This window comes from Acidithiobacillus thiooxidans ATCC 19377, from assembly GCF_009662475.1.
Taxonomy (GTDB): Bacteria; Pseudomonadota; Gammaproteobacteria; order Acidithiobacillales; family Acidithiobacillaceae; genus Acidithiobacillus; species Acidithiobacillus thiooxidans.
The window spans coordinates 1,112,050-1,135,400 of record NZ_CP045571.1 but is presented as its reverse complement, the minus strand read 5'-3'; the positions used below and the strand labels follow the sequence as shown (position 1 = coordinate 1,135,400).

19 protein-coding genes are annotated in these 23,351 nt (G+C 52.7%); 1 reads left to right on the top strand and 18 read right to left on the bottom strand.

Annotated elements, in window-relative coordinates:
* Positions 1 to 32: 32 nt before the first annotated feature.
* The 11 genes from fliE to GCD22_RS05850 all read right to left on the bottom strand — a co-directional run bounded on the left by fliE (position 33) and on the right by GCD22_RS05850 (position 11,512).
* Positions 33 to 356, bottom strand: a complete 324-nt coding sequence (gene fliE / locus GCD22_RS05900; RefSeq protein ID WP_024892699.1) for a flagellar hook-basal body complex protein FliE — start codon at positions 354 to 356, stop codon at positions 33 to 35.
* A gap of 55 nt (positions 357 to 411) precedes the next feature.
* The gene (locus GCD22_RS05895; protein ID WP_024892698.1) at positions 412 to 1,776 is read right to left on the bottom strand and encodes a sigma-54-dependent transcriptional regulator; all 1,365 of its coding nucleotides are present in this window, start codon (positions 1,774 to 1,776) and stop codon (positions 412 to 414) included.
* A 5-nt stretch (positions 1,777 to 1,781) separates the two neighbouring features.
* On the bottom strand, positions 1,782 to 2,987 hold the full coding sequence (locus tag GCD22_RS05890; RefSeq protein ID WP_024892697.1) for a sensor histidine kinase: 1,206 nt from the start codon (positions 2,985 to 2,987) through the stop codon (positions 1,782 to 1,784).
* Positions 2,987 to 4,057: a sigma-54 interaction domain-containing protein gene (locus GCD22_RS05885; RefSeq protein WP_024892696.1), complete on the bottom strand. Its 1,071-nt coding sequence runs from the start codon at positions 4,055 to 4,057 to the stop codon at positions 2,987 to 2,989. The genes GCD22_RS05890 and GCD22_RS05885 overlap by 1 nt, the downstream gene beginning before the upstream one ends.
* 12 nt (positions 4,058 to 4,069) lie before the next feature.
* On the bottom strand, positions 4,070 to 4,630 hold the full coding sequence (locus GCD22_RS05880) for a PilZ domain-containing protein (RefSeq protein ID WP_051690464.1): 561 nt from the start codon (positions 4,628 to 4,630) through the stop codon (positions 4,070 to 4,072).
* A 32-nt stretch (positions 4,631 to 4,662) separates the two neighbouring features.
* Positions 4,663 to 5,043 (bottom strand): flagellar export chaperone FliS, encoded by a 381-nt coding sequence (gene fliS / locus GCD22_RS05875; protein ID WP_024892694.1) that lies wholly within the window; start codon positions 5,041 to 5,043, stop codon positions 4,663 to 4,665.
* Between the two features lie 15 nt (positions 5,044 to 5,058).
* Positions 5,059 to 7,014 carry a flagellar filament capping protein FliD gene (gene fliD / locus GCD22_RS05870; RefSeq protein ID WP_024892693.1) on the bottom strand — a complete coding sequence of 652 codons (1,956 nt, stop codon included), beginning with the start codon at positions 7,012 to 7,014 and terminating at the stop codon, positions 5,059 to 5,061.
* A 33-nt stretch (positions 7,015 to 7,047) separates the two neighbouring features.
* A complete protein-coding gene (locus tag GCD22_RS18410; protein ID WP_024892692.1) occupies positions 7,048 to 7,455 on the bottom strand; it encodes a hypothetical protein in 408 nt (135 codons plus the stop codon).
* A gap of 71 nt (positions 7,456 to 7,526) precedes the next feature.
* A complete protein-coding gene (locus GCD22_RS05860; RefSeq protein ID WP_031569765.1) occupies positions 7,527 to 9,110 on the bottom strand; it encodes a flagellin N-terminal helical domain-containing protein in 1,584 nt (527 codons plus the stop codon).
* Positions 9,111 to 9,253: 143 nt separating this feature from the next.
* Complete coding sequence (locus GCD22_RS05855) at positions 9,254 to 9,661, bottom strand: flagellin (protein WP_035209673.1); 408 nt, start codon at positions 9,659 to 9,661, stop codon at positions 9,254 to 9,256.
* Between the two features lie 27 nt (positions 9,662 to 9,688).
* Positions 9,689 to 11,512, bottom strand: a complete 1,824-nt coding sequence (locus GCD22_RS05850; protein WP_051690465.1) for a flagellin N-terminal helical domain-containing protein — start codon at positions 11,510 to 11,512, stop codon at positions 9,689 to 9,691.
* Positions 11,513 to 11,780: 268 nt separating this feature from the next.
* On the opposite strand from GCD22_RS05850, the gene GCD22_RS05845 reads away from it, so the two are divergent.
* Entirely contained in the window at positions 11,781 to 12,344 is a 564-nt protein-coding gene (locus tag GCD22_RS05845; RefSeq protein ID WP_024892689.1) for a Uma2 family endonuclease, read from the top strand.
* Positions 12,345 to 12,347: 3 nt separating this feature from the next.
* Here the strand turns inward: GCD22_RS05845 and GCD22_RS05840 are convergent, their stop codons facing one another.
* The 7 genes from GCD22_RS05840 to GCD22_RS05810 form a co-directional block, all read right to left on the bottom strand.
* The gene (locus GCD22_RS05840) at positions 12,348 to 16,487 is read right to left on the bottom strand and encodes a rhamnan synthesis F family protein (RefSeq protein ID WP_244947618.1); all 4,140 of its coding nucleotides are present in this window, start codon (positions 16,485 to 16,487) and stop codon (positions 12,348 to 12,350) included.
* Positions 16,488 to 16,705: 218 nt separating this feature from the next.
* Positions 16,706 to 18,031 carry a flagellar hook-associated protein FlgL gene (gene flgL, locus GCD22_RS05835; RefSeq protein ID WP_024892687.1) on the bottom strand — a complete coding sequence of 442 codons (1,326 nt, stop codon included), beginning with the start codon at positions 18,029 to 18,031 and terminating at the stop codon, positions 16,706 to 16,708.
* A gap of 10 nt (positions 18,032 to 18,041) precedes the next feature.
* Positions 18,042 to 20,066, bottom strand: coding sequence for a flagellar hook-associated protein FlgK (flgK, locus tag GCD22_RS05830; protein WP_031569769.1), 2,025 nt, complete (start codon positions 20,064 to 20,066; stop codon positions 18,042 to 18,044).
* A 2-nt stretch (positions 20,067 to 20,068) separates the two neighbouring features.
* The gene (locus GCD22_RS05825; RefSeq protein WP_031569772.1) at positions 20,069 to 20,425 is read right to left on the bottom strand and encodes a hypothetical protein; all 357 of its coding nucleotides are present in this window, start codon (positions 20,423 to 20,425) and stop codon (positions 20,069 to 20,071) included.
* 60 nt (positions 20,426 to 20,485) lie between these two features.
* The gene (gene flgJ / locus GCD22_RS05820; protein WP_031569775.1) at positions 20,486 to 21,448 is read right to left on the bottom strand and encodes a flagellar assembly peptidoglycan hydrolase FlgJ; all 963 of its coding nucleotides are present in this window, start codon (positions 21,446 to 21,448) and stop codon (positions 20,486 to 20,488) included.
* Complete coding sequence (locus tag GCD22_RS05815; protein WP_024892683.1) at positions 21,445 to 22,572, bottom strand: flagellar basal body P-ring protein FlgI; 1,128 nt, start codon at positions 22,570 to 22,572, stop codon at positions 21,445 to 21,447. The genes flgJ and GCD22_RS05815 overlap by 4 nt, the downstream gene beginning before the upstream one ends.
* 11 nt (positions 22,573 to 22,583) lie before the next feature.
* Complete coding sequence (locus GCD22_RS05810; protein WP_175438569.1) at positions 22,584 to 23,345, bottom strand: flagellar basal body L-ring protein FlgH; 762 nt, start codon at positions 23,343 to 23,345, stop codon at positions 22,584 to 22,586.
* Positions 23,346 to 23,351: the final 6 nt, after the last annotated feature.

The window sequence follows — 23,351 nt, the reverse complement described above, 5'->3', positions numbered from 1 at the left end:
AGAATCTACGCAAGTGCCCGAAACGCAAGGAATCATGCCTGGATGTTCATGATGTCCTGATACGCAGAAACCAGCTTGTTGCGCACCTGAAGCATGGTCTGAAAGGAAAGATCCGCTTTTTGCGAAGCAACCATCACCTGACTGAGACTGACCGACTTGTCGCCACTGGAAAAATCCGACTGCAGTGCATTCGCCTGACTTTGTTGATGATTGACCGACCCAACCATGCTTTTCAGGGTGTTGGCAAAGTCGTCGGGACCGGTAGTGGATTTATCCGGCACTTTGACACCCTGTGCCTGATCGGCCAGAGCGCGCAACTGCGTCATCAAGGAATCCAGGGAATCTACACTACTCATGGTCGCACCTATCGTTTATTTTTCCTGAAACTTACAAGCAATATCCGAGCCAGTTTTATCCCAACTCATAACCGGCTTCCCGAAAGCGCTGGATTTTGTGACGCAAAGTCCTGGGACTAATGCCCAAACGCTCTGCGGCCTGAGCCCTTGAACCGCGACTTTGGCTCAAGGCCAAGGCGATGGCTTCACGTTCATGGTGGGCACGCAGATCATCCAGGGCCACAACGGGGTCTGCAGTTTCTACCGCCAATGTAGGACTCACCCCAGGTAAAGGTATGCTTGCAGACGATCCCTGTAAACCCAGATCATCTACCTGAATGTCATTTTCTACCGAGAGAATGAGCGCACGTTGCAGGGCATTTTCCAGTTCGCGCACGTTGCCGGGCCATTCATAAAAGTAGAGCTGCTGTTTTGCTGCCATACTGAGCCCTTTTACGGAAAGCCCCATCTGCTGACAGTGCCGCCTCAACAAGTGCTCGGAAAGCGGCAAAATATCCGCCTGGCGTTCGCGCAATGGCGGAATCTGTATAGGAAAAACCTGTAAACGATAATACAGATCTTCCCGCAGAACTCCTTCCGCTACGGCCTGACGCAAATCCCGATTACTGGTGGCAATCAGCCGAATATCGAGGGTAATGGTCTGCTTGCCGCCGACCCGCTCCAGCTCACGTTCCTGCAGCACCCGCAGTAACTTGGCCTGTAATTGAACAGGCATTTCTGTCACTTCATCCAGCAGCAGCGTACCGCCTTGAGCCTGCTCGAACTTTCCAGCACTACTTTGCGCCGCACCCGTAAATGCCCCTTTTTCATGCCCAAACAAAGTGGCTTCGAGAAGGGTTTCAGGAATGGCCGCACAATTAACAGCAATAAATGGCCCCGCCTGACGGCGGCTTTGCTGGTGGATATAACGTGCCAACACTTCTTTCCCCACACCACTTTCGCCCATCAGCAATACGGTGGCATCCGTGGAAGCTACCTTTTTGGCCATTTCCAGCATCGCCAACATGGCCGGAGACTGCGCTACAGGTCCTTGGCTATCGGCTGGCAAATGTGGAAGCGCGAACTTGCGCAACTTTTCCAGCAGAACATCCACCGTAAAAGGTTTCACCACATAATCTACCGCACCATTTTGCAAAGCCTGCACCGCCTCGGAAATCGTACCCCAGGCGGTCATCATCAATACCGGCGGTGCGTCATGTTGTACGCTCAAGGTTTTCAAAAGGGTATAACCATCCATAGGACGCATCTGCACATCACTGACCACCAGATCAAAAGACTTAGCCGCCAACAGGCGTAATGCCGCCGTTCCATCTTCGGCCCATTGCACGCGATAGCCCTGATCCTCCAGCGCCTCCTGCAAGGCTTCAGCCAGATATTCATCATCTTCGACCAGTAAAATACGGGCCTGGTATTGCTCCATGCTTCCTACTCCTGACTCATTGAACCGCTGGGCAATGGCTGAGCAACCTGCCATAACGGCAGAAGCAGCACCAAGCAGGTACCAGGAGATACCTTTTCCAGCTCCATACTCCCCCCCATGGCTACCACAAAATTACGGGTAATAGCCAAACCCAATCCGGTGCCATCCCGGCGAGTGGTATAAAATGGGATGAAAATCTTTTCCTGATCCGCTTCAGCAATACCCGGGCCAAAATCCCGAATGCTCAAGCGCAGGGTGCCTTGAGTAACTTCTTCAAGCCTGATGCTGACTGACTGTCCAGCGTTGCTGAAAAGCAGCGCATTATGCAGGACATTGGCCAAGACGCTGACCCAGGCAGCCAGGGTTCCCGTCAAAAACCAGTCATCCCGTGCATCGCCAATTTCCAGAGTGACATTTTTTTGACGAAATTGTGCTTCCCATTCCCGCTGCAAGGCTTGAAGAATTTCGATCAATGCCACAGAGCCACTTTCCTGCTCCGCACCGCGCAAAAAACGCAGCATGGCATCAATGGTCGCATCCAGATGATGCAATCTTTCCAGCGCGCGCTGCTGTTGCCGAGCAAAATGTTCGGGACCACGTTCAAATTGCAGGTGTGAAACAGAGAGCAGCGCCGTGGCCAAAGGGGTACGCAATTGATGCGCCAGTCCTGCCATCGTTTCTCCCATGGCAGCCAGACGTTCCCGTCGCTGGGCAGCCTCCTCACGAGCGCGCGCCGCTGTCACATCCTGCAATAAAATCACCTGTCCACCCTCGCCCGGCAACGCATTGACAGCAAGTGTCACCTGTACGGACTGATCCCTGGAAGGCCCGCGCAGCAACAACCATTCATTCCCGGAACCTGACATGGGTCTGGGTTGCAAGGCCTGCCAGTCCGAACCTCGCAAATCCGCTCCCAGCAAACGAATTGCTTCCGGATTCATTTCCACAATCAGCGCCGCATGATCCACCACCAATACCGCGCCGGGGAGTATTTCCAGAAGGAGGGCAAGGCGTTCGCGCATTTGTTCCTTGGCTTGCAGTTCGGCGCGAAGACGCACGTTCGCCTCTGCCAGTTCTGCGGAAAGGCGTTGGACTTCCTGCTGCAGGGCTCCGTAGGCTTCCGTCAGTTCTTGTGAAGTTTGGTTGAAGAGTTTGAACGCTTCGATAAGACTCGAAGCATCAGGCAAGGGCGGAGAGCCTGCATCAGACATTAATGATCCATGTCCCTGATCGTGCTCAGTCCGTATTTTTTCAGTTTCTCGACCATGGTCGTCCGGCGCAGTCCCAAACGTTCTGCAGCACGGGCAACCACCTGATCGCACTTAGCCAGCGCTTGCAGCAGGAATTCCTTTTCTATTTCTTCCAGATGCAATTTGAGATCAAAGGGCGGCTCCGGCAATCTCACCGAAGGCTCTGCCCACACGGCGGCAAGACTTTGCCGTTCATCCTGCAACTCCAAATTTTCCACACTGCGCATGCGGGCGGGCAGGTCTGCACAGGAAAGTGTCTCACCACCATGCAAAATTACCAGCCTTTCTGCCAGATTGCGGAGTTCCCGGACATTCCCGGGCCAGTGGTAGGCATCCATGGCCCGCAGGGAATCCCCCTCAAGCTTAACGGCTAAATGACCTTCCGTGATCAACTTATCCATAAAATAAGCAAACAACAAATGAATATCGCCCGGGCGATCGCGCAGGGGGGGCACGTGCACCGGAAAAACATTCAGACGATAATACAGGTCCTCTCTGAAGCTGCCTTCCTGAATCCGTTCCTCCAGATTACGATGCGTAGCGGCCAGTATCCGCACATGGCTCTCCATCACCCGCGCACCGCCCACCCGTTCAAATTGTTTTTCCTGAAGCACACGCAGCAGTTTCACCTGCATTTGCGGACTCATTTCGGCAATTTCATCCAGAAAAAGGGTGCCGCCCTCGGCCAGCTCAAAACGGCCTTTACGCGCGGCCAAAGCACCCGTAAAAGCCCCTTTCTCATGCCCGAAAAGCTCGCTTTCCATCAATTCTTCTGGAATAGCTCCACAATTAACTGCCACAAAAGGTCCCTGACTACGTAAGGAGTGCTGATGCAGACAGCGGGCTATCACTTCCTTGCCCGTACCCGATTCACCCAGAATCAAGACGGTACTGTCCGTTTTCGCCACCTTGGCCAGCATCGCCGTCATGCGCTGAATAGGCACACTGTTTCCAACCAGTCCGCAACTTTCGCGCGACAGGCTGCGCCTCTCCAGAGTTGATCCGTTTTCCGTGCTTACTTCAGTGTACATAACAAACGCCTGTCATTCTGCGGACAAATGATGATCCTTTTGCCGCGCTATGGAACGCCGATGGTGACGGAATATTAGTCGATCCAGTGATTCTTGCACGCGCGCGTCTAGCTGAAAGTGCAAATGATAACGAGATAGCGTTTCTGCGCTACCCTCCGGCTGAGTCACTGACATCTGGAGGGTACCCGGAAGAAACAGCGGCATGGCAATCCTGGGGCGCAAAAAAAGGGCCACGCAGACCGGGCCATGCTCATGGGGAAACTCTGCCGAAGATGTAGTCTCCCAATACAGATCTTCTGCACCCAGCGCGCAGGAATAAGATGTTGGCAAAGGTTCCAGCCCTTGTATGCCCTTACCTACCAACAGCAGCAGCAAATCAATTTTGGTTTCCAGGCTGCTGATGGCTTCCCGGTTGTCATCCTCCATCAGCAAGTGATCATCCATCACCAGCAATGCCTTGAGAAGCGCCAAATTATCCAACATCAGACGACCGCGTCGCGCAGGATCTACTTGACCCTTCTCCAGGCTCAGGGGAAGCACATCTTCCAGTACCACGGCATGCTGCTCCAGCATCAGTCACTCCTTCAGATGCGGAAAGTTATGCCTCAGGAATGACCCAGCAGTCCCCTCCACGCGTCGCGCAGATCCACCAGCACCGGCTGGCAGGCATCCAGCGCCTGCAAATCATCAAAAATATTGGCTTGTGCCAACTGATTTAACAGGAAACGATAAAGACTGTCGAGATTTTTGGCAATTTCACCGCCCTGCTCGAAGTTCACACTGGCCAAAAGGTGGGCGGTCAGCTGGTAGGCTTTGTCCATGGAATCCGCCTTGACGCTCAGGTCCTTAGTCTGAATCGCCAGACGGGCACGCCGGATATATTCCAGAATTCCTTCCAGCCCCAGCAACACCAGACGATCACTGGAAATCCCCTGATTGCCGACCTGCTTATAAGCCTGCATGGCCGCCGCTGTCGCTACACTCATAGCTTAAAACCTCCCTTAACTACTGGAGCTCGAACTGGAACTGGACGAGCTGGAACTATTGGAAGAATAAAATGCATTCAGATACTGACTGGTAGACTGCAGAGAAGACAGTTGTGACTGCATGGCAGCAAACTGCTGGGTAAGCAACGCGGTCTGATTGGAGGCTGACTGCTGCAATGTTGTAATCTGCGCCCCCAAGCCATTGATGGAAGAAGTGATACCGTTCTGGGCGGCGCTCACAAAACCACTTTGGGTGTTCAGCGCCGAGCTCAGAAGCGCACTCATCTGTTGATACAAACCCTGACTGAGGGTTACCGAACCAAGATTGCCGGTGCTGTTTCCGGTAATGCTGACCTGCAAACCCGAAGCATTCCCCGGTCCGGTGACGGTCATGGTTTGACCGGAACCGCTGGTACTTTGGCCATTAATCGTCCCCGCTACATCGGTTCCGGTAGCTGTCAACAAGCTCGTACCAATTCCGGTACCGCCGGAACCTGCCGCCACGTTGGATTTTACGGTGAAAGACTGGGCGCTCCCGTAAGCATTGGACTGCAATTCGAGATAACCATTATTGGCGCTGGCGGTAATCCCCGTCATACCCGACTGCTGCAAGGTATCATTAATAGTACTCACAATATCATTGAGGGTGCTGCCCGAACTCAAGGACACCACCACCGAACTGGCCCCCGACCCAAAAGTCAGGCTTTCGCTCTGAAGAATGCCACCGGAAGGAATGGCGGCACTCCCCGAAGTGCTGGCCTGGGTCGCGGCCTGACTCACATTAATGGCATAAGTCCCTGCCTGCGTTGCGCTGGTCGCGTTCAGATACTGAACATTGGCGTTGCTGGTACTACCCGCCTGCCCGAAGAGGCCCGCTACCGTATTGAAATCAGCAGAGAGCGCCGTAGTCAAAGTGCCGGTATTCAAACTGATCGTACCACTGCTGGTGAGTCCCAAACCCACACTGCCCAGGGAGTTATACGAACTACCCGAAGAGATCCCGATGCCCTGTCCGGAAATCATATCCAGCAACTGGGTCCGCAAACCCTGCACCGAAGCATCACCCAACAGAGGACCACCGGAACCAGCCTGAGCATTATAAGCGGTCAACTGGTTGATAGTGCCCATGGTCTTATTGAAAGCACTCACAAAGCTCTGCACACCCGTCACAAAACCGCTATTGCTGCTGGAAACCTGCAAGGTTGCACTACCGCTGGCCTGCAGCAAATTGAGCGTTACTCCGGGAATAGCTCCGGAAATCGTATTGGTCGTACTGGTAACCGGCAAACCGTTAATGCTGACACCGGCATTTTGAGCCTGTTGGCTCAAGGTCATGGAACCAGATGCGCCATTACCATTACTGTAGCTGAGCGAAGATAAGCTGCCCGTTGCACCACTGGTACTGACCGAGAAAGCACTATTCACCCCTGTACCCTTTCCGGTCAAAGTCAGGCGATAGCCGGTGCCATCATAGACAACGGCGGCATTCACTCCGGTGTTGGCCTGATTAATGGCACTGGCAATGCCATCCAGACTGTCATTGGAAGCATTGATAGCCACATTCTGGACAGCACCACTACCCACCTGAATTTGCAGGGTACCGGTACCCACTGAATTATTGGTGGCGCTGGTAAAATTGCTGGAATAAATACTCTGGGACTGCGCCAGAACCATATTACTCAGACTGTAACTTCCCTGCGGCGCATTGGCAGAAGCCGTAGCCGAGGCCGCATTATCATTGGAAAGAGTCACGCTGCGATTATTGGTATTACCCAGATTCTGCAAACTGCTCATGGCCGACTGCAAACCGGATAGACTACTCTGCAGGGTACCCCAGGCACTTAAAGTCGTTTGATAAGATTGTTGCTGATTTTGCAGGATAGTAATAGGGGCCTGATAAGCCGCACTTAAATTCGTAATAAGTGACTGGACATCAATGCCACTGACCAAACCAGATAGTGAAGCGGTCATAATCTTTACTCCTGCATAATAAATTTAAAAAATTCAGGCCTTGGTATTCATCAGGCTGCCGGGTTGCAATGCGTCTCCGGTTTCAGCACTTTTCACGACCTGTTCGGCCGGGACGTAATATTCAAAAAATGTTTGTTTGGTGACTTTATCACTGAGTTTCACCAGAACCTGTCCGGGATGCGTTCCGTCCGGGTCCAGACCAGCTTGTAAGGTAACAGAAGCACTTGCTGGTAAATTATTTTGTAATTTCTGAATAGCCTGTTGCACTTTTTCAGGATGCAATGTTTTGTTTTTGGGTGTTGTTGAAGTGCTTTCTAAAGTATTTGGCTGCGCTGTTGGCGGCCGGGTTGGAGGAACATTCGCCTCACTCCCTTGCTGCGTATCAGACGCTGCACTTCCGGGTATAGATAACGAACTCGTTGCCATAGAGAGAGCATCCATATTGATTCTCCGCTGATAAAACCCTCCCACCCTGCAGAAGTGGGAGAGAAACTGATTAAAGCATCATTACCTTAGGGCAGAAGCTTGAGGTAGCTCTGCTGCAAGGAGTTTTCCTGCGCCAGGGTAGAAATACCTGCCTGCTGCAGAATCTGATACTTGGTCAACTGCGAAGTCGCCTGCGCGATATTCGCATCCTGAACCACCGATTGCGCAGACTGCAGGTTGGTAGCCGTAGTCTGATCATTGGAAACCGAAGCCTGAATCCGGTTCTGGATAGCACCAAGACTACCGTTTTGCTGGTTCAGATAGTTGATGGCCTGATCAACAATACCGATGGCCTGCTGGGCACCGGCGGCGGTGGTAACATTGATGTTTGACACCTCTGATCCACTCAAGCTGGTTGCCTGAGCGCTAAACCCAATATTACCCCCATTGCCAATGGCGTAGGAGCTAGCAGACTCAAATTGCACCGCCCCCTGAATCAGGGCGTTTGCAGAACCAGAAGTAATGGCTGAACCGACAGTAGATGGTGTACTTCCGCTAACAGCGGTTAATGAACCTGTTGACCCAGAAGCAAGTCCGGATCCAATCAAAGCCCCGCCAGATGTAATACCAGCCGAAATGTTGATGTTATTACCGTTCGCATTGGTCAGCACTAATTCCGTTGAACCATTGACGGTCTGAGTACTTGCCGATACCCCAGTAACAGCCGCTTGATTATTGATGGCCGTGACCAGCGAACTAATATTAGCCTGACCATTGGAACCCTCAGTGACATCGGCAGATACATTAACTGCATTAGTCGCAGCACCACTGCTACCGTTACTAAGAGTAAAGGTGTACGTACCTGTTGTAGCTGTGAAAGCCACACTGGTATAAGCCTTAGCCGTAACCCCTGTCTGAGCAGAAACACCGTTCACCGCAGCGGCAAGATTGGCTGCGGACTCAGTCGAAGAATTCACACTCACTGAAGCGTTACCGACGCTCCCCTGGATGATCAAACCACTTGCCCCTGAACCGGCATTAAAATTACCCGTGCCACTGGCACTGATCGTAAATGATCCACCAGGGGTATAACCACCATTCTGAAAAGATCCACTGCTCGTATATGTACTCCCAGAAGCAGTCGCTGAATAATTTCCCATCGCATTCGTTTTGGTATCGCCAACCGCAACGTTAATGATTTGGTTAGAGTTGGCACCTACCTGAAACGACGCACCCGCAAAAGTGCCATCCAGCAGGTTTTGACCATTGAACTGGGTCTGGGTGGCAATGGTTTGTACCTGCGCCAACAATTGGCTGACCACACCCTGCAGAGCCTGGCGGTCTGATGTGGTGTTGGAAGCGTTAGCTGCCTGGACCGCTGTAGTCCGAATCTGCTGCAAAAGGCTGGTCTGGTTCTGAATGGCACCTGTAGCAGTCTGCACCAGAGAAACGCCCTGGTTACCGTTGGAAACCGCCTGATTCAACCCGTTGATCTGGGTCTGAAAACGCTGGGCGATGGCGTAACCCGCAGGGTTATCCGCCGGGCCATTGATACTCTTGCCCGTGGACAACTGCTGAAGGTATGTATTGAGACTTCCTTGCGTACCATTTAATGCATTCAGCGTACTCAATGCTGAGGTATTGGTATTGATAATTCCTGAAATTGCCATGATCGTGCTCCTTTCTTAGGGTTGAAATGGCATCCTTGCCAAGCTGTACTTACTTCGTACATTCCTTATAACGACACTCCAGCGAAAAAACTTGAATCGACTCAGTTAGTGGGGAAGCGATGATGTTTATCGCTTTGAACATCTCAGCCTGATGGCAGAAGCTTGAGATAGGCCTGCTGAAGTGCGTTTTCCTGAGCCAGGGTCGAGATGCCTGCCTGTTGTAAAATCTGGTATTTGGTCAACTGTGAGGTTGCCTGGGCAATACTGGCATCCTGGACAGTCGATTGGGCCGACTGCATATTGGTGGCCGAGCTCTGGTCATTGACTACTGAAACCTGAATCCGGGTTTGGGTGGCACCCAGCTCACTGGCTTGCTGGTTCAAATAGTTCAAGGCTTGATCCACAATGGTAATGGTCCGTTGCGCCCCCTCTTGGGTGCTCACATCAATATCGGCCAGAGCCGAACCACTCTGCAGTCTGCTGACCTGGCTGCTGAATCCGATCATATCGCCATTATTGATCCGATAGGCGCTGGCCGAAGCAAATTGCACCGCCCCCTGGATTAACGCGGCATGAGATCAACTGTTGATGGGGTAACCGATAAGGGCCTGAGTGCTGCCACTTACGGCTTGCAAACTGCCGGTGGAGCCTGCGGCAAGGGCCGTGGATGCCAACTGACCATTGGCTAACCCAGCTGAAATATTGATATTCTCGCCATTGGCATTGGTGAGAATCAGCTCGGGTTTACCATTGATTACCCGGCTACTGGCAGCAATGCCGGTTACTGCCGTGTGCTGGTTGACGGCCGTCAACAAGGCATTCAAATTGGGCTGGCCGTTGGCTGCATTGTTCACACTGGCAGAGATGTTCACGGCATTTCTGGGTAAACCACTACTCCCATTACTGAGGGTAAAAGTATAGCTTCCCGTAGCCACCAGAAAAGAGGCACTGGTATAGGCCCGGGCCTTGACCCCCGTCTGCTGGGATACGGCATTGACCGCCGTAGTGATGCTTGCTGCTGATTCTGTCTCGGTGTTGACATCCACTTGCGCGCTACCGAATGGACCTTGGATGCTCAGTCCGCTACTCCCCGTTCCGGAACTGAAGGAGCCATAATAGGTGTTGGGGGGGATAATCGCCTCTGAGGCAGGCGTATTACTGGTGATCAGCGTTCCTCTGGAACTGAAGGCATCATTCTCTATGTGAACCTCCTGAAACATTCCGGTTGAGTCTGGAGCCATAGCCGACCCGCCATTATTCTGGGTGTACGTTATACTGCCGCTGCTACTATTTATAATTGGCGGATTCTGGGTAATGTTAGAATCTTCTATGAAAGCATATCGTTGCCCACTGGCAGGATATGTCAGCTGTGTAGATGAACCGGTTTTAGTTACGGAAACCACATTTTGGTTCACGGCGCTGAGCAGTGAATTCAGATGCGGCGCGCTATCAGGCAATGTTACGGTGATTTCATTTGTTTGACTGTTATAATCATAACTTCCACTGGTTACATAGGGTGGGCCGCTAAAGGAAATGTCCTTGTCGTTGGCAGGATAGGTCAATTTCAGTACAGGTGTGCCATTAACCAATTGCGTTGTGCCAGATATTTTGATTCCTGCGCTACTGATGGCTGCAGCCATTTTATTCAGTTCCTGCGTATCCGGCGGGTTTCCCGTCAATGTCACTTTGATTTTGCTACCGATTTCTCCACCATTCTGCAGACCGCGAAATATGTAGAAATCATAAGAACCACCGCTAAAAGTAAAGTAAGCACTGGTCTGGGCAGGAGTGATGGTAAAGGCACCTCCGGGCGCAAAACCGCCGCTCACAAAGGAGCCATTACATCCGTAGCTATCGCTGTACGGAGAAACTGCGGGTATATGATCGCCCATGGCTGAAGTCTGCGCATTTCCCACCGCCGCATTGATTATCTGGTTGGAGTTGGCACCCACCTGAAAGGCAGTACCCGCAAAAGTGCCATCCAGCAAGTTCTGACCGTTGAACTGGGTCTGGGTCGCAATGGTCTGCACCTGGGCCAGCAACTGACTGACCACGCCCTGCAGAGCCTGGCGATCTGAAGTGGTATTGGAAGCATTGGCAGCCTGCACTGCCGTGGTCCGAATCTGCTGCAATAAATTGATCTGATTCTGGACGGCTCCAGTAGCGGTCTGTACCAGGGAAACGCCTTGATTGCCTTTGGCAATCGCCTGGTTCAGCCCATTGATTTGGGTTTGAAAACGCTGGGCGATGGCGTAGTCTGCCGGATTATCAGCCGGGCTATTGATACGCTTACCCGTAGATAGCTGTTGCAAATAAGTATCAAGGCCACCCTGGGTGCCATTGAGTGCGTCCAGCGTGTTCAAAGTCGAAGTATTTGTATTGATCACACCTGATATAGCCATTGCCTGTCCGTCTGTTTGCAGCACCAACACTCAAGACTGGAAGCAAAATCAGTACCATATTTATTTAATACCGGAATATCAGCAGGATAAAGCTGATCAAGGCATATTTGATGGTAGTTGCGCCAAGATATGACATTAAGCCGACTCAAAAGTGGCAATATGTTGCCGCTCTTCTTTCCGGGCAAACCGGCCATTTCCAGAGCTTGAGGATCCAGTCCCTACAAGCTACATTCATCGCCAATGGCCCCCTTCATCACCGAGGTAACCCATGAGCGCCTGTACCGAGCATCGAAGCCTGAGCGAAACAGAGTACCTTGATGCCGAAGCACTGGCTGATGTTAAAAGCGAGTATCTGGCTGGCGAAGTGTTTGCCATGGCCGGTGCCAGCGAGCGACACAACCGTATTGCGGGTAATATTTTTTTTCATCTACGCGCAGTCAGCCGTGGTCACCCATGCCGTGCCTTCATGGCGGACTTGAAGCTGCGCATCTCCACCCATCAGGCCTATTATTATCCTGATGCCATGCTGGTCTGTGATCCAGAAGACAATTATCCCTTGTACAAAAGCGCGCCCTGCTTTCTGGCCGAGGTCTTATCTCCGGCTACCGCCGCCATCGACCAGCGGGAAAAATGGCTCGCCTACCGGGATACCCATGCTTTACGGTACTATCTTCTGGTAGATTCTGAGCGGGTTTACGCCCGCCTGTTCAGTCGCGAAGGGAGCACTTGGGGCGAGCAGATTCTCGACCCCGGCGATATCCTCCAGTTGGACTGTGGAGGGTTATCCATCAGCCTATCTCTGGATGATCTTTATGAAGATAGCGGGCTTTGAGCCTCAGGGCAGCCAAGCCGCCAGCCAGTCGTCCAGATGCTCCTCCAGTAGCCAGTGGGCGCGCACATGTTCCCGCAAGCAGTCGCCCGCCGCTTCCAGCGCCTGCCGATCGGCAATCTGCTCACGGATGGCCCGTACCCAGTCGCGATAGCGGTTGGCAACCCGGGTGACGGGGAAATCTCCCTGATAGGGGAAAATGTCTGAACAAATCACCGGATAGCCGAGAATCCCGTATTCCAGAATCCGCAGGTGGCTTTTGGCTTCATTGAACGAATTATTCTCTAAGGGCGCCAAAGCCAGATCCAGGTCCAGACTAGCCAATTTGTTGGGATACTGGGGTAAGGGTACCCCAGTATGAAACTCGCGGACATAAGGACGCAGGGCATCGGGACAGAGGCCGAAAAACACCCAGTCCACTTCGTCGGCCAGATCGCGCACCACATCGGCGATCATTTCCAGATCACCCGTGTGCCCTACACCACCGGCCCAGCCTACTCTGGGCTTGGCCTCAGCACGTCGGCGGGGCTGCAAGGACCCCCAAATGGCGCCTTCAATACAGTTGGGTTGAACGCGCAGCTCATCGGCGAATCCTTTATAGGCTTTGGCGAGGGGCTCCGTCGCGACCACCAGACGGTTACACAAACCCGCTGCCTTGCGGAACCGCTTGGCGATATCCTTGTGTATCTGGGCCTTGTGCAGGCTTTTCACCGGCAAATTGGTGATTAAGTCATCAATTTCAAATACCCGGAAGGTTTTCAGCAGTTTTTTATGCCGTTCCAGGGCATCGATTTGCGGCCATTCCATCTGCCGCTGCAACACAATACTTTCCGGAGAAAAACGTTCCATTTCTGCCGGTTCAAATATCCGCATGGTTTCCCAGCCCTGTGCCCTCCCCGCCTTTTGCAGGGCGCGCATAGGGGAGATGATCCGGTACTCTCCACAACCCTCCCGGTCCGCCGGATGCACCAGAATGCGCGGACGCGGACGCCATTCCGGGTCCCAGGTCAGGGCGGCCTGATCTTCAAGCAAGAAATCCGTACTCGCCAGACTCAAATGGCGATTATAGGCGGGATCAAAAGCCAGTTGCGGCAGCCATTTCTGATAAAAAGCCATTTTTTCGCCGGCAAAGCGTTTTTCTTTTTCGGGGCTGGGTTTTTTCTCGACTTCACCGCGCTGACTGGCGGAACCTTCATGGAGGAGCATCGCCCAAGGGGTGAACACAATTTTATGTCCGGCTTCGCGTGCTTTCAGGCAGAGATCAATGTCGTTGTAGGAAACCTGAAACTGTTTTTCATCCAGCCCACCCAACTCTTGATAGAGGGACTTCCCGATCAACAGACAGGCTCCTGTTACTGCCGATAAATTCTGGGTCAGCATGGCCCGGCCGAAATAGCCCCGATATTCGGGTGGCTGAGCAATGAAGGGATGTTCTGCCGGCCCGCGCATTCCCAGAATCACGCCGGCATGCTGAATTTTGCCATCGGGAAAGAGCAACTTTGCGCCAACTATACCCACCTCCGGACGCAAAATCTGGCTGACCATTTCATCCAGCCAGTCGTCATGCAGTGCAGCCGTGTCGTTATTGAGCAAAAGGACGTAATCGCCCCGCGCCTGTTCAACTGCCCGGTTATTCATGGCTGAAAAATTGAATGGACCGGGATGCCTGAGTACGCGCAACCGACCACCCAGTTGCTCCTCCTGGGCCGCAAGCATATCCAGATAAGTGCGCGCCTCGGCATCATCGCTGTCATTATCGACAATGAGCATTTCATAATGCGCATACCTGGTTTTTTCGATCAGAGATTCCACGCAGCGCTGCAAATAGCCCAGTTGATTGCGTGTGGGGATAATGATGGAAACCAGAGGCGTGCCAGTCAGGGGATAACGCACCCGAGTGGCTGGCGGGAAAGGTCCGGGCAATACTTCCGCCGCAATATTCAGGCGCTGTAAATGCCTCTGCAAAGCAGCCTGACTGACCTGGAGGATTTCCTCAACGGACTTGTTGCAGTGCCCACCACCCTGCAAGCGATGATAAAGCACTTCAGGAATATGACCGATACCAGCGTCGCCGATTTTTTCCCAGGCTCGCAGGACGAAATCATAGTCTTCTGCACCATCAGCTTGCAGATCAAAACCGCCCAGCGTCTCAAAAAGTTCTTTTTTGATGACCAGCAAGCCACCTATGTAGGGGAGGCTTCGCAGGTAGTCGATGTTGAAATCGGGCTTGCAGTGAGGATTGAGGTGCTGGCCATCGGCCGTGAGAGAGTCCTCGTCGGTATAGATGAGTTGCCATTCGGGATGATTCTGGATAGCCATCTGAATGCGGAATATGGCATCGGGGGCTAGTTGGTCGCCGGCGTCCATGAAGGCGAGCCAACCTGCATTCATCTCAGCAAAGGTAGTGTTTATAGTAATCACCGGGTCATTCCCGGCAATTCCAGTCCCTACTCGCGCCAGCGACCATTGCTGCGACAGGCTGGCTTGCGTGGCCTGCAAGTAATACTCCCGACCATTTTCTATCATTAGCACAGAAACAACCAAAGACGAAATTCCATTCACCAGCGCTTGTTGAGCCCACAAGCTTTCTTGCGGGGAACAGCGCTGTGCGGCCAACCACGGCAGCAGCGGACCCAACGGCCTGAGACATTCATGGCCTGTCGTATCTTCCACCACAAAACCAGCACGCTCCGCAACCACCGCGAATATTCTCTCTATGGCATGGGCCAGCGTGCCATCAACCTGGCCGCATTCTTCCTCAAAATCGTCAGGCTTCAGATCCAGGGCCAGCAGTGGTGCAAGCGCTTGTGCACGTGCCCAGAACATACTACCCGCGAAAAAACCGTAGCGACGTGGATCTATCATAATCCCCAAACTGTCCAACAGCGGGCCGACTTGCGGACGATTCGCATCCACCCCCATATCCAAGGGTAACCAGAATCCTGATGGCCCGATCATCCCAACCCACTGCGCACGGTTGAACCGTTCGCGAACGTGGTCCACCACCGAAGGTGACAATAAATTATCCAACAATTCGCGACGCCAGCGATCACCATCTCCATGGGACAGGAAGTCAACATGAATCTGCTCCGGCTTCATTTTCTGCAAATGCGGGGACTTTTTGCTATGAATAAACAGCAAGAATTCGTGTCCAGCAGCTACTGCTGCCTTGGCCAGCGCCAGTCTCGGCGCGATGTCGCGGCCCCGGTTAGGATGGCGAATCACTACCGCGTCCGGGCGATCTTGAAGTATCTTAGCAAGCCCATCCTCACGCCCCTCGCTTAATGATATGTAGAGAGCGCACGAACTGGGAATACGGGCGATGGCTTCCCGAAACTCCGGCCAAAGATCAGGATAATACAAGTGCAGAAGGACGGCGTAACTCGTACGCTGAGGATCACCTGCGTGCAGAAGGGACTTTCCGACCAGAGATTGATGTAAATGTCCCTGAAATGGGCTTTGTGGCGAGACTTTCGAATCTGCCATAGGCCGCAGAGCGGCTGACTTAATCGGAGTAGCACGATAGAAGATTTGCAGACTAATCAGTTGTTGGTAGCTGTCATAGTCGATATTTTTGAATACAAGATGTTCCATCTCGATATTGGCTGGAAATTTCTTTGGATGCGGGGTATTAATGAAACGACTATCGGCTCCATAGCCTATGGCTTCAACCGAATAGCCCGTTTCTTCAAGCATACGTAACCCTTCTTCTTGGGTAAAGAATCGGAGATGGGTAATATCGAGAATACCAGAAGACTCATAGGTAAAACGGCCGGCTGAAAGCTCATTAATGAGCCAGAGATTCCGCGCATTTGGCAAACTCACAAGCACCTGAGCATCGGAGGTCAACAACGACCTGAGACGCACCAAAGTTCGCCATGGATTAAAAACATGTTCTAATACGTCAGCTAAAACTAGCGTATCAAAACTTTCATTCCTAAGCCCACATTCGGAAAAATCAACTTCCTGTATATCTCCAACAATAACATTCTCATAAACAGCATGTGCAACTTGCGCCACTTTTTTATTGGATTCGATACCCCATAATTCAACTTCCGGATATATGCTTTTCATCCAAGCCCCCAGGGCACCGGATGCGCAGCCCACATCCAGAAACCGACGCGGCGACCGACTAAGTAACGCCATCAGATCGGAACGAGGATTGCTGTGGTAAGCTCCTATTTCTGAATCATTATCCACAGTATCAAGGGATTCCCATACGTAAGAATTCCGAGTCATATAGGATTAGCCTCGCTCCCAGTTTTCATGCCAGAAAGCTCAGCGTCATTAAAGTCCCTAAGCCGTTTTTTACAGTACCAGCGGTTTCTATCATTCTCTACCCTATTAGCATGATTATTTCAAACTCACGAAATATAATTAAACAAACTCAACCCCTGCACCTGCACAAAGGCCTTCTGTGCAGCCTGCAACGCCGTTGAGCTTTCCTGAAACTGGGTAATCACCTGAGGATAACTCACATCGGCAATATTACCCCGGTCGGTCTGGAATTGCTGGGTCAGGTTAGCATTCAGCGATTGCACACTTTGGGCCTGCTGGATGTTCGAACCAATTTGCGCCTGGGTACTCAGGAGCGTGGTCTGGAACTGGTTGAGATTTGCCAGAGCATTGCTAATGTCTTGCGAACGACGTGTGTTAGCGCCGGGAGATCCAGAACCGCCGGTAAAGGCGGCAATCAGATCACTGAACGTCTGAAAAATGCTTTGGGGCTTTGCAGCAGCCAGAGTAAATTGGGCGGTATGTCCCGATACCGGCTGCCCATTGGTCGAGACCGTCATAAAGGGGCTGCCGCCCAAGGTGCTGGGTATGTTAATACTTTGCCCGGGCGTATAAGTGCCGCTGACAACGGTTCCGGAGCTGGCTGACCATCCTGTACTGTCAACCGCACCTGTGCCACTGCTGACCGTATATGTCAGGCCGCTGGAAGTATTACTGATACTGACTTCGTATTGAGCATTATCGGCCACAAACTGGCTATCCGCCGTCGCCTGATTCAGCACACTGCCCGGCCCTAAAGTGGTATTGCCTACATCCGTGGCCGTTGCTCCGGAAGTTGCCGGTATCAAATAATTACTGCCGGACGCCGTTACCGTAAAAGTGCCATTTCCTGCCGGAACATTCATGAAAATCGCATTACCCGCCTGAGAAACAGGCGTTGTCAGTCCCGGGCCGATTTGCAGGGTTTTCTGACTGGAATCGCCCATGTATTGAACAGTGCCATCACTCTGTAGCTGAAACGGCGGCGTCTGGGCATTGGACCCACCATAGATGTAAGTACCATTGGCATCCTGCGTATTGGCCAGTTGCACCAGTTGCTGCAGGTTTCCCTGCATGGTCGTTACAGCATTTTGCAGGTCATTGGAATTGACTGTGGCATTATTCATCTGCACCGCCAGTTGCTGTACCTGATTCATCAGGGTACCGACACTTTGCAAGGTACTGGAACTCATACTGAGTCCCTGTTGAGCATAAGTATTACTTTGTTGATAGCTACCCAGATTGGCAATTTTGGTATTGAGATCCAAAACCTGAGCATTACCCACAGGATCGTTGGTAGGGTTGATCAGCGCATTGCCGGTGGACAGCTGCTGCGAAAGATTATTCAGCGTACTTTGTTGGTTCAACAAGGAATACAGGCTGCTTTGGTAAAATTCCTGGGTACTGACGCGCATGCTGTTCTCCTTATAGAGCCTGTATCAATGACTGAAACAAAGTGCTGCCGACCGAAATGGCTTTTGCCGCCGCCTGATAGGCCTGCTGATACTGAATCAGACTGGCTGCTTCCTGATCCAGATTCACCCCGGAAACCGCTTGCTGCGAGGCTTGGGCCGACTGCAAAACCGTGAGCTGGGCCTGAGCATTATTCTGGGCCTGAGCGGCCTGATTGGTCACCTGAGTCAGTAATTGCGCGGCATTATCATTAAAAGTTGCCGTTCCATTGTTCAAAACCTTGCTGGTGGCCAACGCGGCCATCGCCTGGGCATTGCCGTTACTCCCCGCCCCGCCGGGACTCAAGGTAAACGCATCGCCGGAAGCCGCCAGGGTGCCACTGAGATTCACTTGCCAATATCCTCCTGGTGGATTGGGATACGGGATGTCGATGAGCGTACCGGAACCACCCAGGCTGACAGTTCCAGTAGTTATCACCGAGGCCGTAGTACCTGAACCAGAAGTAATCTGGAAAGTCGCCGAACCTCCCTGACTAGCACCGCTGGTCATGGTGATCTGCAAATTAGTCGGAAATGACGATATGTCGCTAGGGGAGACTGCCACGCCGGCGGCACCGCTGACATATTGTCCGGCAGAAAGGGTCATATTACCCAGATTATTATTCTGCAGACTGCCGCTGACTAACACGCCGGGGCTGCTTACAAAAGGACTGGCAGCGGCGATGCCCGCAGGATCAGTCAGCACCGTTTGCATACCTACGGCACCCTGACGCGTCGGCTCTACCAGAAAGCTGTCCCCTGCTGCCGCAGTTCCGGACACCTGCAACTGGAATCCTACCCCGGAAAAATTCAGGCTCGTCGTACTCGCACCCGAAGATACAGAACCAGAAGTGCTTGCCACCGTTGCTCCCGTACTACGGTCCTGCAAAGTCCATACGGAACCTGAGCTTTTGGTCAAAATATAATCATTGCCACTCAGATTTCCGACGTTGGTAATAGTGCCCAGCACCGAAGCAGCGCCACTACTGTTATGTGTATTTGCGAATACCTGCACCGCACCTGTGCTGAACAAGGCTGAACCGCTGCTACCGTTCAAATTCAAGCCCTGCGCCTGCTGGGCATTCAAGGCAGAGGCAATACCATCTGCCAAAAGTCCCAAGCCATTTTCGGCAGGGTTCAACGATTGACTGCGAAATTGCAATAATCCGCCCAGGGTTCCACCAGTGAGGCTTTTGGAGATGTCCGCGCCGTTGTTGGCATAACCTACATCCAGAGTTTGCTGGTTATATGGGCTACTCTGGGTCTGCAGGGCAAACGATTGACCACCCGCCACCAACACCTGTCCATTACTCAGAAAAACACTGAGCTGGGAATTCTGCTGTTTAAGAACCTGCACACCCACCTGACCATTTAATTCGGTAATCAGATGATCTCGCTGATCCAGCAAATCATTGGGTGACCCGTTGGGATTACCCTGCGCGGCAGAAATCTGAACATTCAATTGTGCAATCTGCTTGCTGATGCTGTTGATCTGGTCAACGGACTGGGTAATCTGCTGATTAACCCCGCTGCCAACACTGGCCAACTGCTGACCCAATGACTGAAATGTCTGGCTGAGGGTCTGTGCATTACTGAGCATACTCTGGCGGGCGGGAATGTCATCCGGGTTGGCAGCCACTTGCGCGACCCCGGAAAAAAACTGGCTGACCTGGGAGCTGACGCCGCCATTATTGAGCATACCCAGAATATTCTGGAGGGAACTGGATAAACTGGCCTGCCCGCTGGCGCTGGCACTGGCCGTCCAGACCTGACCCTGCAAAAAGCTGCTGTAACTGCGTTGCACGGAATCGATCTGAGTGCCGTTTCCGTAATAAAGGCCGCCAATGGCGGTAGGGATAGCCGTTGACTGCAAAGCACTTTGTTGACTGTATCCGGGCGTATTTACATTGGCAATATTGTCCCCAACCACCTGCAAGGCGGATTGGGCAGCCTGCAAACCGGTCAACGCATTATTCACCAACCCACTGATTCCAGACATGATTATGCACTCCCCAATGAACGACCCGTATATTCCCCGCTACCATAAACAATGCCGGCTTGTTGACGCAGCACAACCAGAGCCTCCCCTAAACCTGAACCGGCAACCCGCAAAGCATGATCCAAGGCGCTGTAACTTTCCTGAAGTGCCAATACCGCCTCACTAAGCTCTACTGAAGTCACAACCTTTTGATTACTGGCGCGAAGCGCCAATAGACGCTTTCCCAAACGTTCGGGGGCATCGGCCTTGGGCATGGGCCGGGTCCAGTCACCTCGGACAAGCCACTGTCTTTGCTCTTCAAAGACCATCGTCAGCTGGATAACGGTTTCCAATTCTTGCCCCAACGATTGACTATCCATTTTCTGACCCGGTCCCCGCACTATTCCATATTCTTGTAACGACACAAAAAGGCATAAAGTTTAGCCACCGGCCTTAGCCAGCGACACGTCTCCCATCACTTCTTGCATGAGCGGGCTGCCTGCCACTGCCACCAGCTTGTTCGCATATTGCGGATCGGTCGCATAACCGCCCTGCTGCAAGGCTTCGGCAAATCCGGCAATATTGTCACCCTGCCCTAATGCCCCGCGATAACGGGGATTATTCATCAACAAGCTGGCGTAATTGCGCACACTGTCCCCGACCGACTGGTAAGCGCGGAAAGCAGCATTTTCCACTTCATTCACGCCGTTTTCGAATTCATGCGTCAGACTATCCACCGAACTGCCCAGCCAGGAACCGCCCCCCTTGATGCCGAAAAGATTGTTACCGGCCACATGACTCCCCCAACCGGTTTCCAGGGCAGCCTGGGCAATAATGGCAGTAGGTGCCACGCCCAACTTCTGTGCCGCAGCCTGCACGGCAGGCATTATGGATTGCACAAAGGACTTGGCCTGTTCCAGGAGCGTCTGTGAAGGTTTGGCCCAGCTTGCCGAAGTCATGACCGGAGCCGATAAGGCCGCATTACGGGCGGGCATAGTCATCGCCTTGTCCCCGGCCGGTGATGCGTTCTGCTTACCCCAATGGAGGTTGTAACGCGTAGCAATTTCCTTGGCCAGGGTCTGGGCAATACCTATGCCCTGCCCCTGACTGACGGTTTGCGCAATCTGCTGGTTAAACAGAGACTTCAGCATCGGCCCGGAATTTTTTCCAGTTAAATCCGAACCGAAGGAAGTGGCCGACATGGAAGAGAGCATCTCCTGCAGCAAAACGGCCTCAAACTGTTTGGCGACGGCCAGAATGGTTTGGGGATTGTGGGCTTGGGCCTCACTACGCAACTGGTTCAGTCCGGAAAAGTTGAGGGCGTCACTGGCAGTAGCTGCCGCAGCCTGTGGACCAACCTCCGCAGAGCGCGTTGTAGCGGTCAGATTGATGGCAGCACTCATATGACTTCCAGTTGCGCGTGCAAGGCACCCGCCGCTTTCATGGCCTGCAAAATGGCAATCAAGTCTGTAGGCGTTGCTCCCACTGCATTCAGGGCACGTACCACAGCTTCCAGACTGACTCCCGGTTCAAACATCAACAACTTCGCCTGGGGCTGCTGAACTTTCACATTGGCCTGCGGCGCCACCACTGTCTGCCCCGCGCCCAGGGGATTGGGCTGACTGACCAGATACTTTTGGGAAATGGTCACCGATAAATTGCCATGTGCAACCGCACAGGCACCCAGCGTGACATTTTGTCCTAACACGACCGTACCGCTGCGGGCATCAATAACTACCTTGGCCAGTGGTGTTTCGGGACTGACATCCAGATTTTCAATCTGTGAAAGAAAATTGACCCGCGCTCCGGGCGAACCGGGTGCATTGACCCGAACATCTCCGGCGTTCAGTGCTTCTGCCACCCCATATCCCAGCTGCTGATTGATGACATTGGCAATACGTGCCGCCGTCGTAAAACTCGGATTATGCAATTCGAGCATCATCGGCCCCGCCTGATCAAAACCCGACGAAACAGACCGCTCCACATTGGCCCCGTTGGGAATAGTTCCAGCCGTCGTGATATTTACCTGTGCCGAGGAGCCGTTACTGCTGGCCCCAAAACCGCTGACAATCAGGTTTCCCTGAGCTACTGCATAGGTTTGGCCATCGGCGCCCTTCAATGGCGTCATCAGCAAGGTACCACCCGCCAGACTGCTGGCATTACCCACAGCAGAAACTGTTACGTTAATAGTTTGTCCCGGTTGCGCAAAAGGCGGCAGATGTGCGGTCACAATCACTGCAGCCACATCTTTGGGTTGCAGGTTGGTGGCAACAGAGGCGGGTAAATTGATCCCCAAACGCTGAAACATATTGAGCAGGGACTGGGTGGTGTAGGGCACCTGCGTAGCCTGATCACCCGTTCCATTCAGCCCGACTACCAAACCATAACCGACCAGCTGGTTGCTGCGCACCCCGCCTACCGAAACCAGATTGCGGATTGTTTCGGCCTGGGCGGAAAACAATCCGGTAAATGTCATCAGTACCAGCATCAGGATGATTGCAGAAGATGATCGCAAGAGCTTGGGCATCTGTTTTTTCCTCAGAAAGGCCATAGCGACAGGAAAAAGCGCGCCAGCCAGGGCATCCGTGCGGCTGAGTAAATGCTGCCATTGCCGCTATATTCCACACGCGCATCGGCAATTTGCGTGGATAAAATGGTATTTTGTGGCGTCACATCAGCCGGCCGCACCACTCCCGCGACCCGGATATACTCATGCCCACCATTGAGCAGCACTTCTTTGGAACCCTCAATGACCAGATTCCCATTGCCCTGCACCCTCACTACCGTTACTTCCAGAGTGGCGGTAAAAGTATTGCTTTGGGTAGTTGCACCGGAGCCCCCAAATTTCTGGGCACTGTTTGCCCCCATACTGGGACTGAAGGCCTTACCAGCCACGCTACCAAAAGCAGGGGTGATCCCAAAAAAGTTGGTAAGCGCTGCACTCAAGGAATCTGAAGAGTTAATGGCGGTGTTGGTGTTGTTGCTGGCACTGGAGTTTTCCTGAATCAACACGGTAATCAGGTCGCCCACCCGATTGGCCCGGTTATCACTGAATAAAGATACATTGGTACCCGCCTGCCAGATGGACCCGTTGGGGGCATGGGCCGCCAGTGATTCCGGTTCTGCGGGAATGGGTAAAGGTTTGAGCGGCTTGAGATCATGATGCCCCTGCAAGGTGGCACAAGCCGTCAAGCCCAACACCAGCATCATCAAGAAACCCAGACGCAGCAAAACCATCCAGACTTTTCCGAAGGATACTGGAAAATGCATGGGAACCTTGTGGATGGCTTGCGCAGTCATGTTATC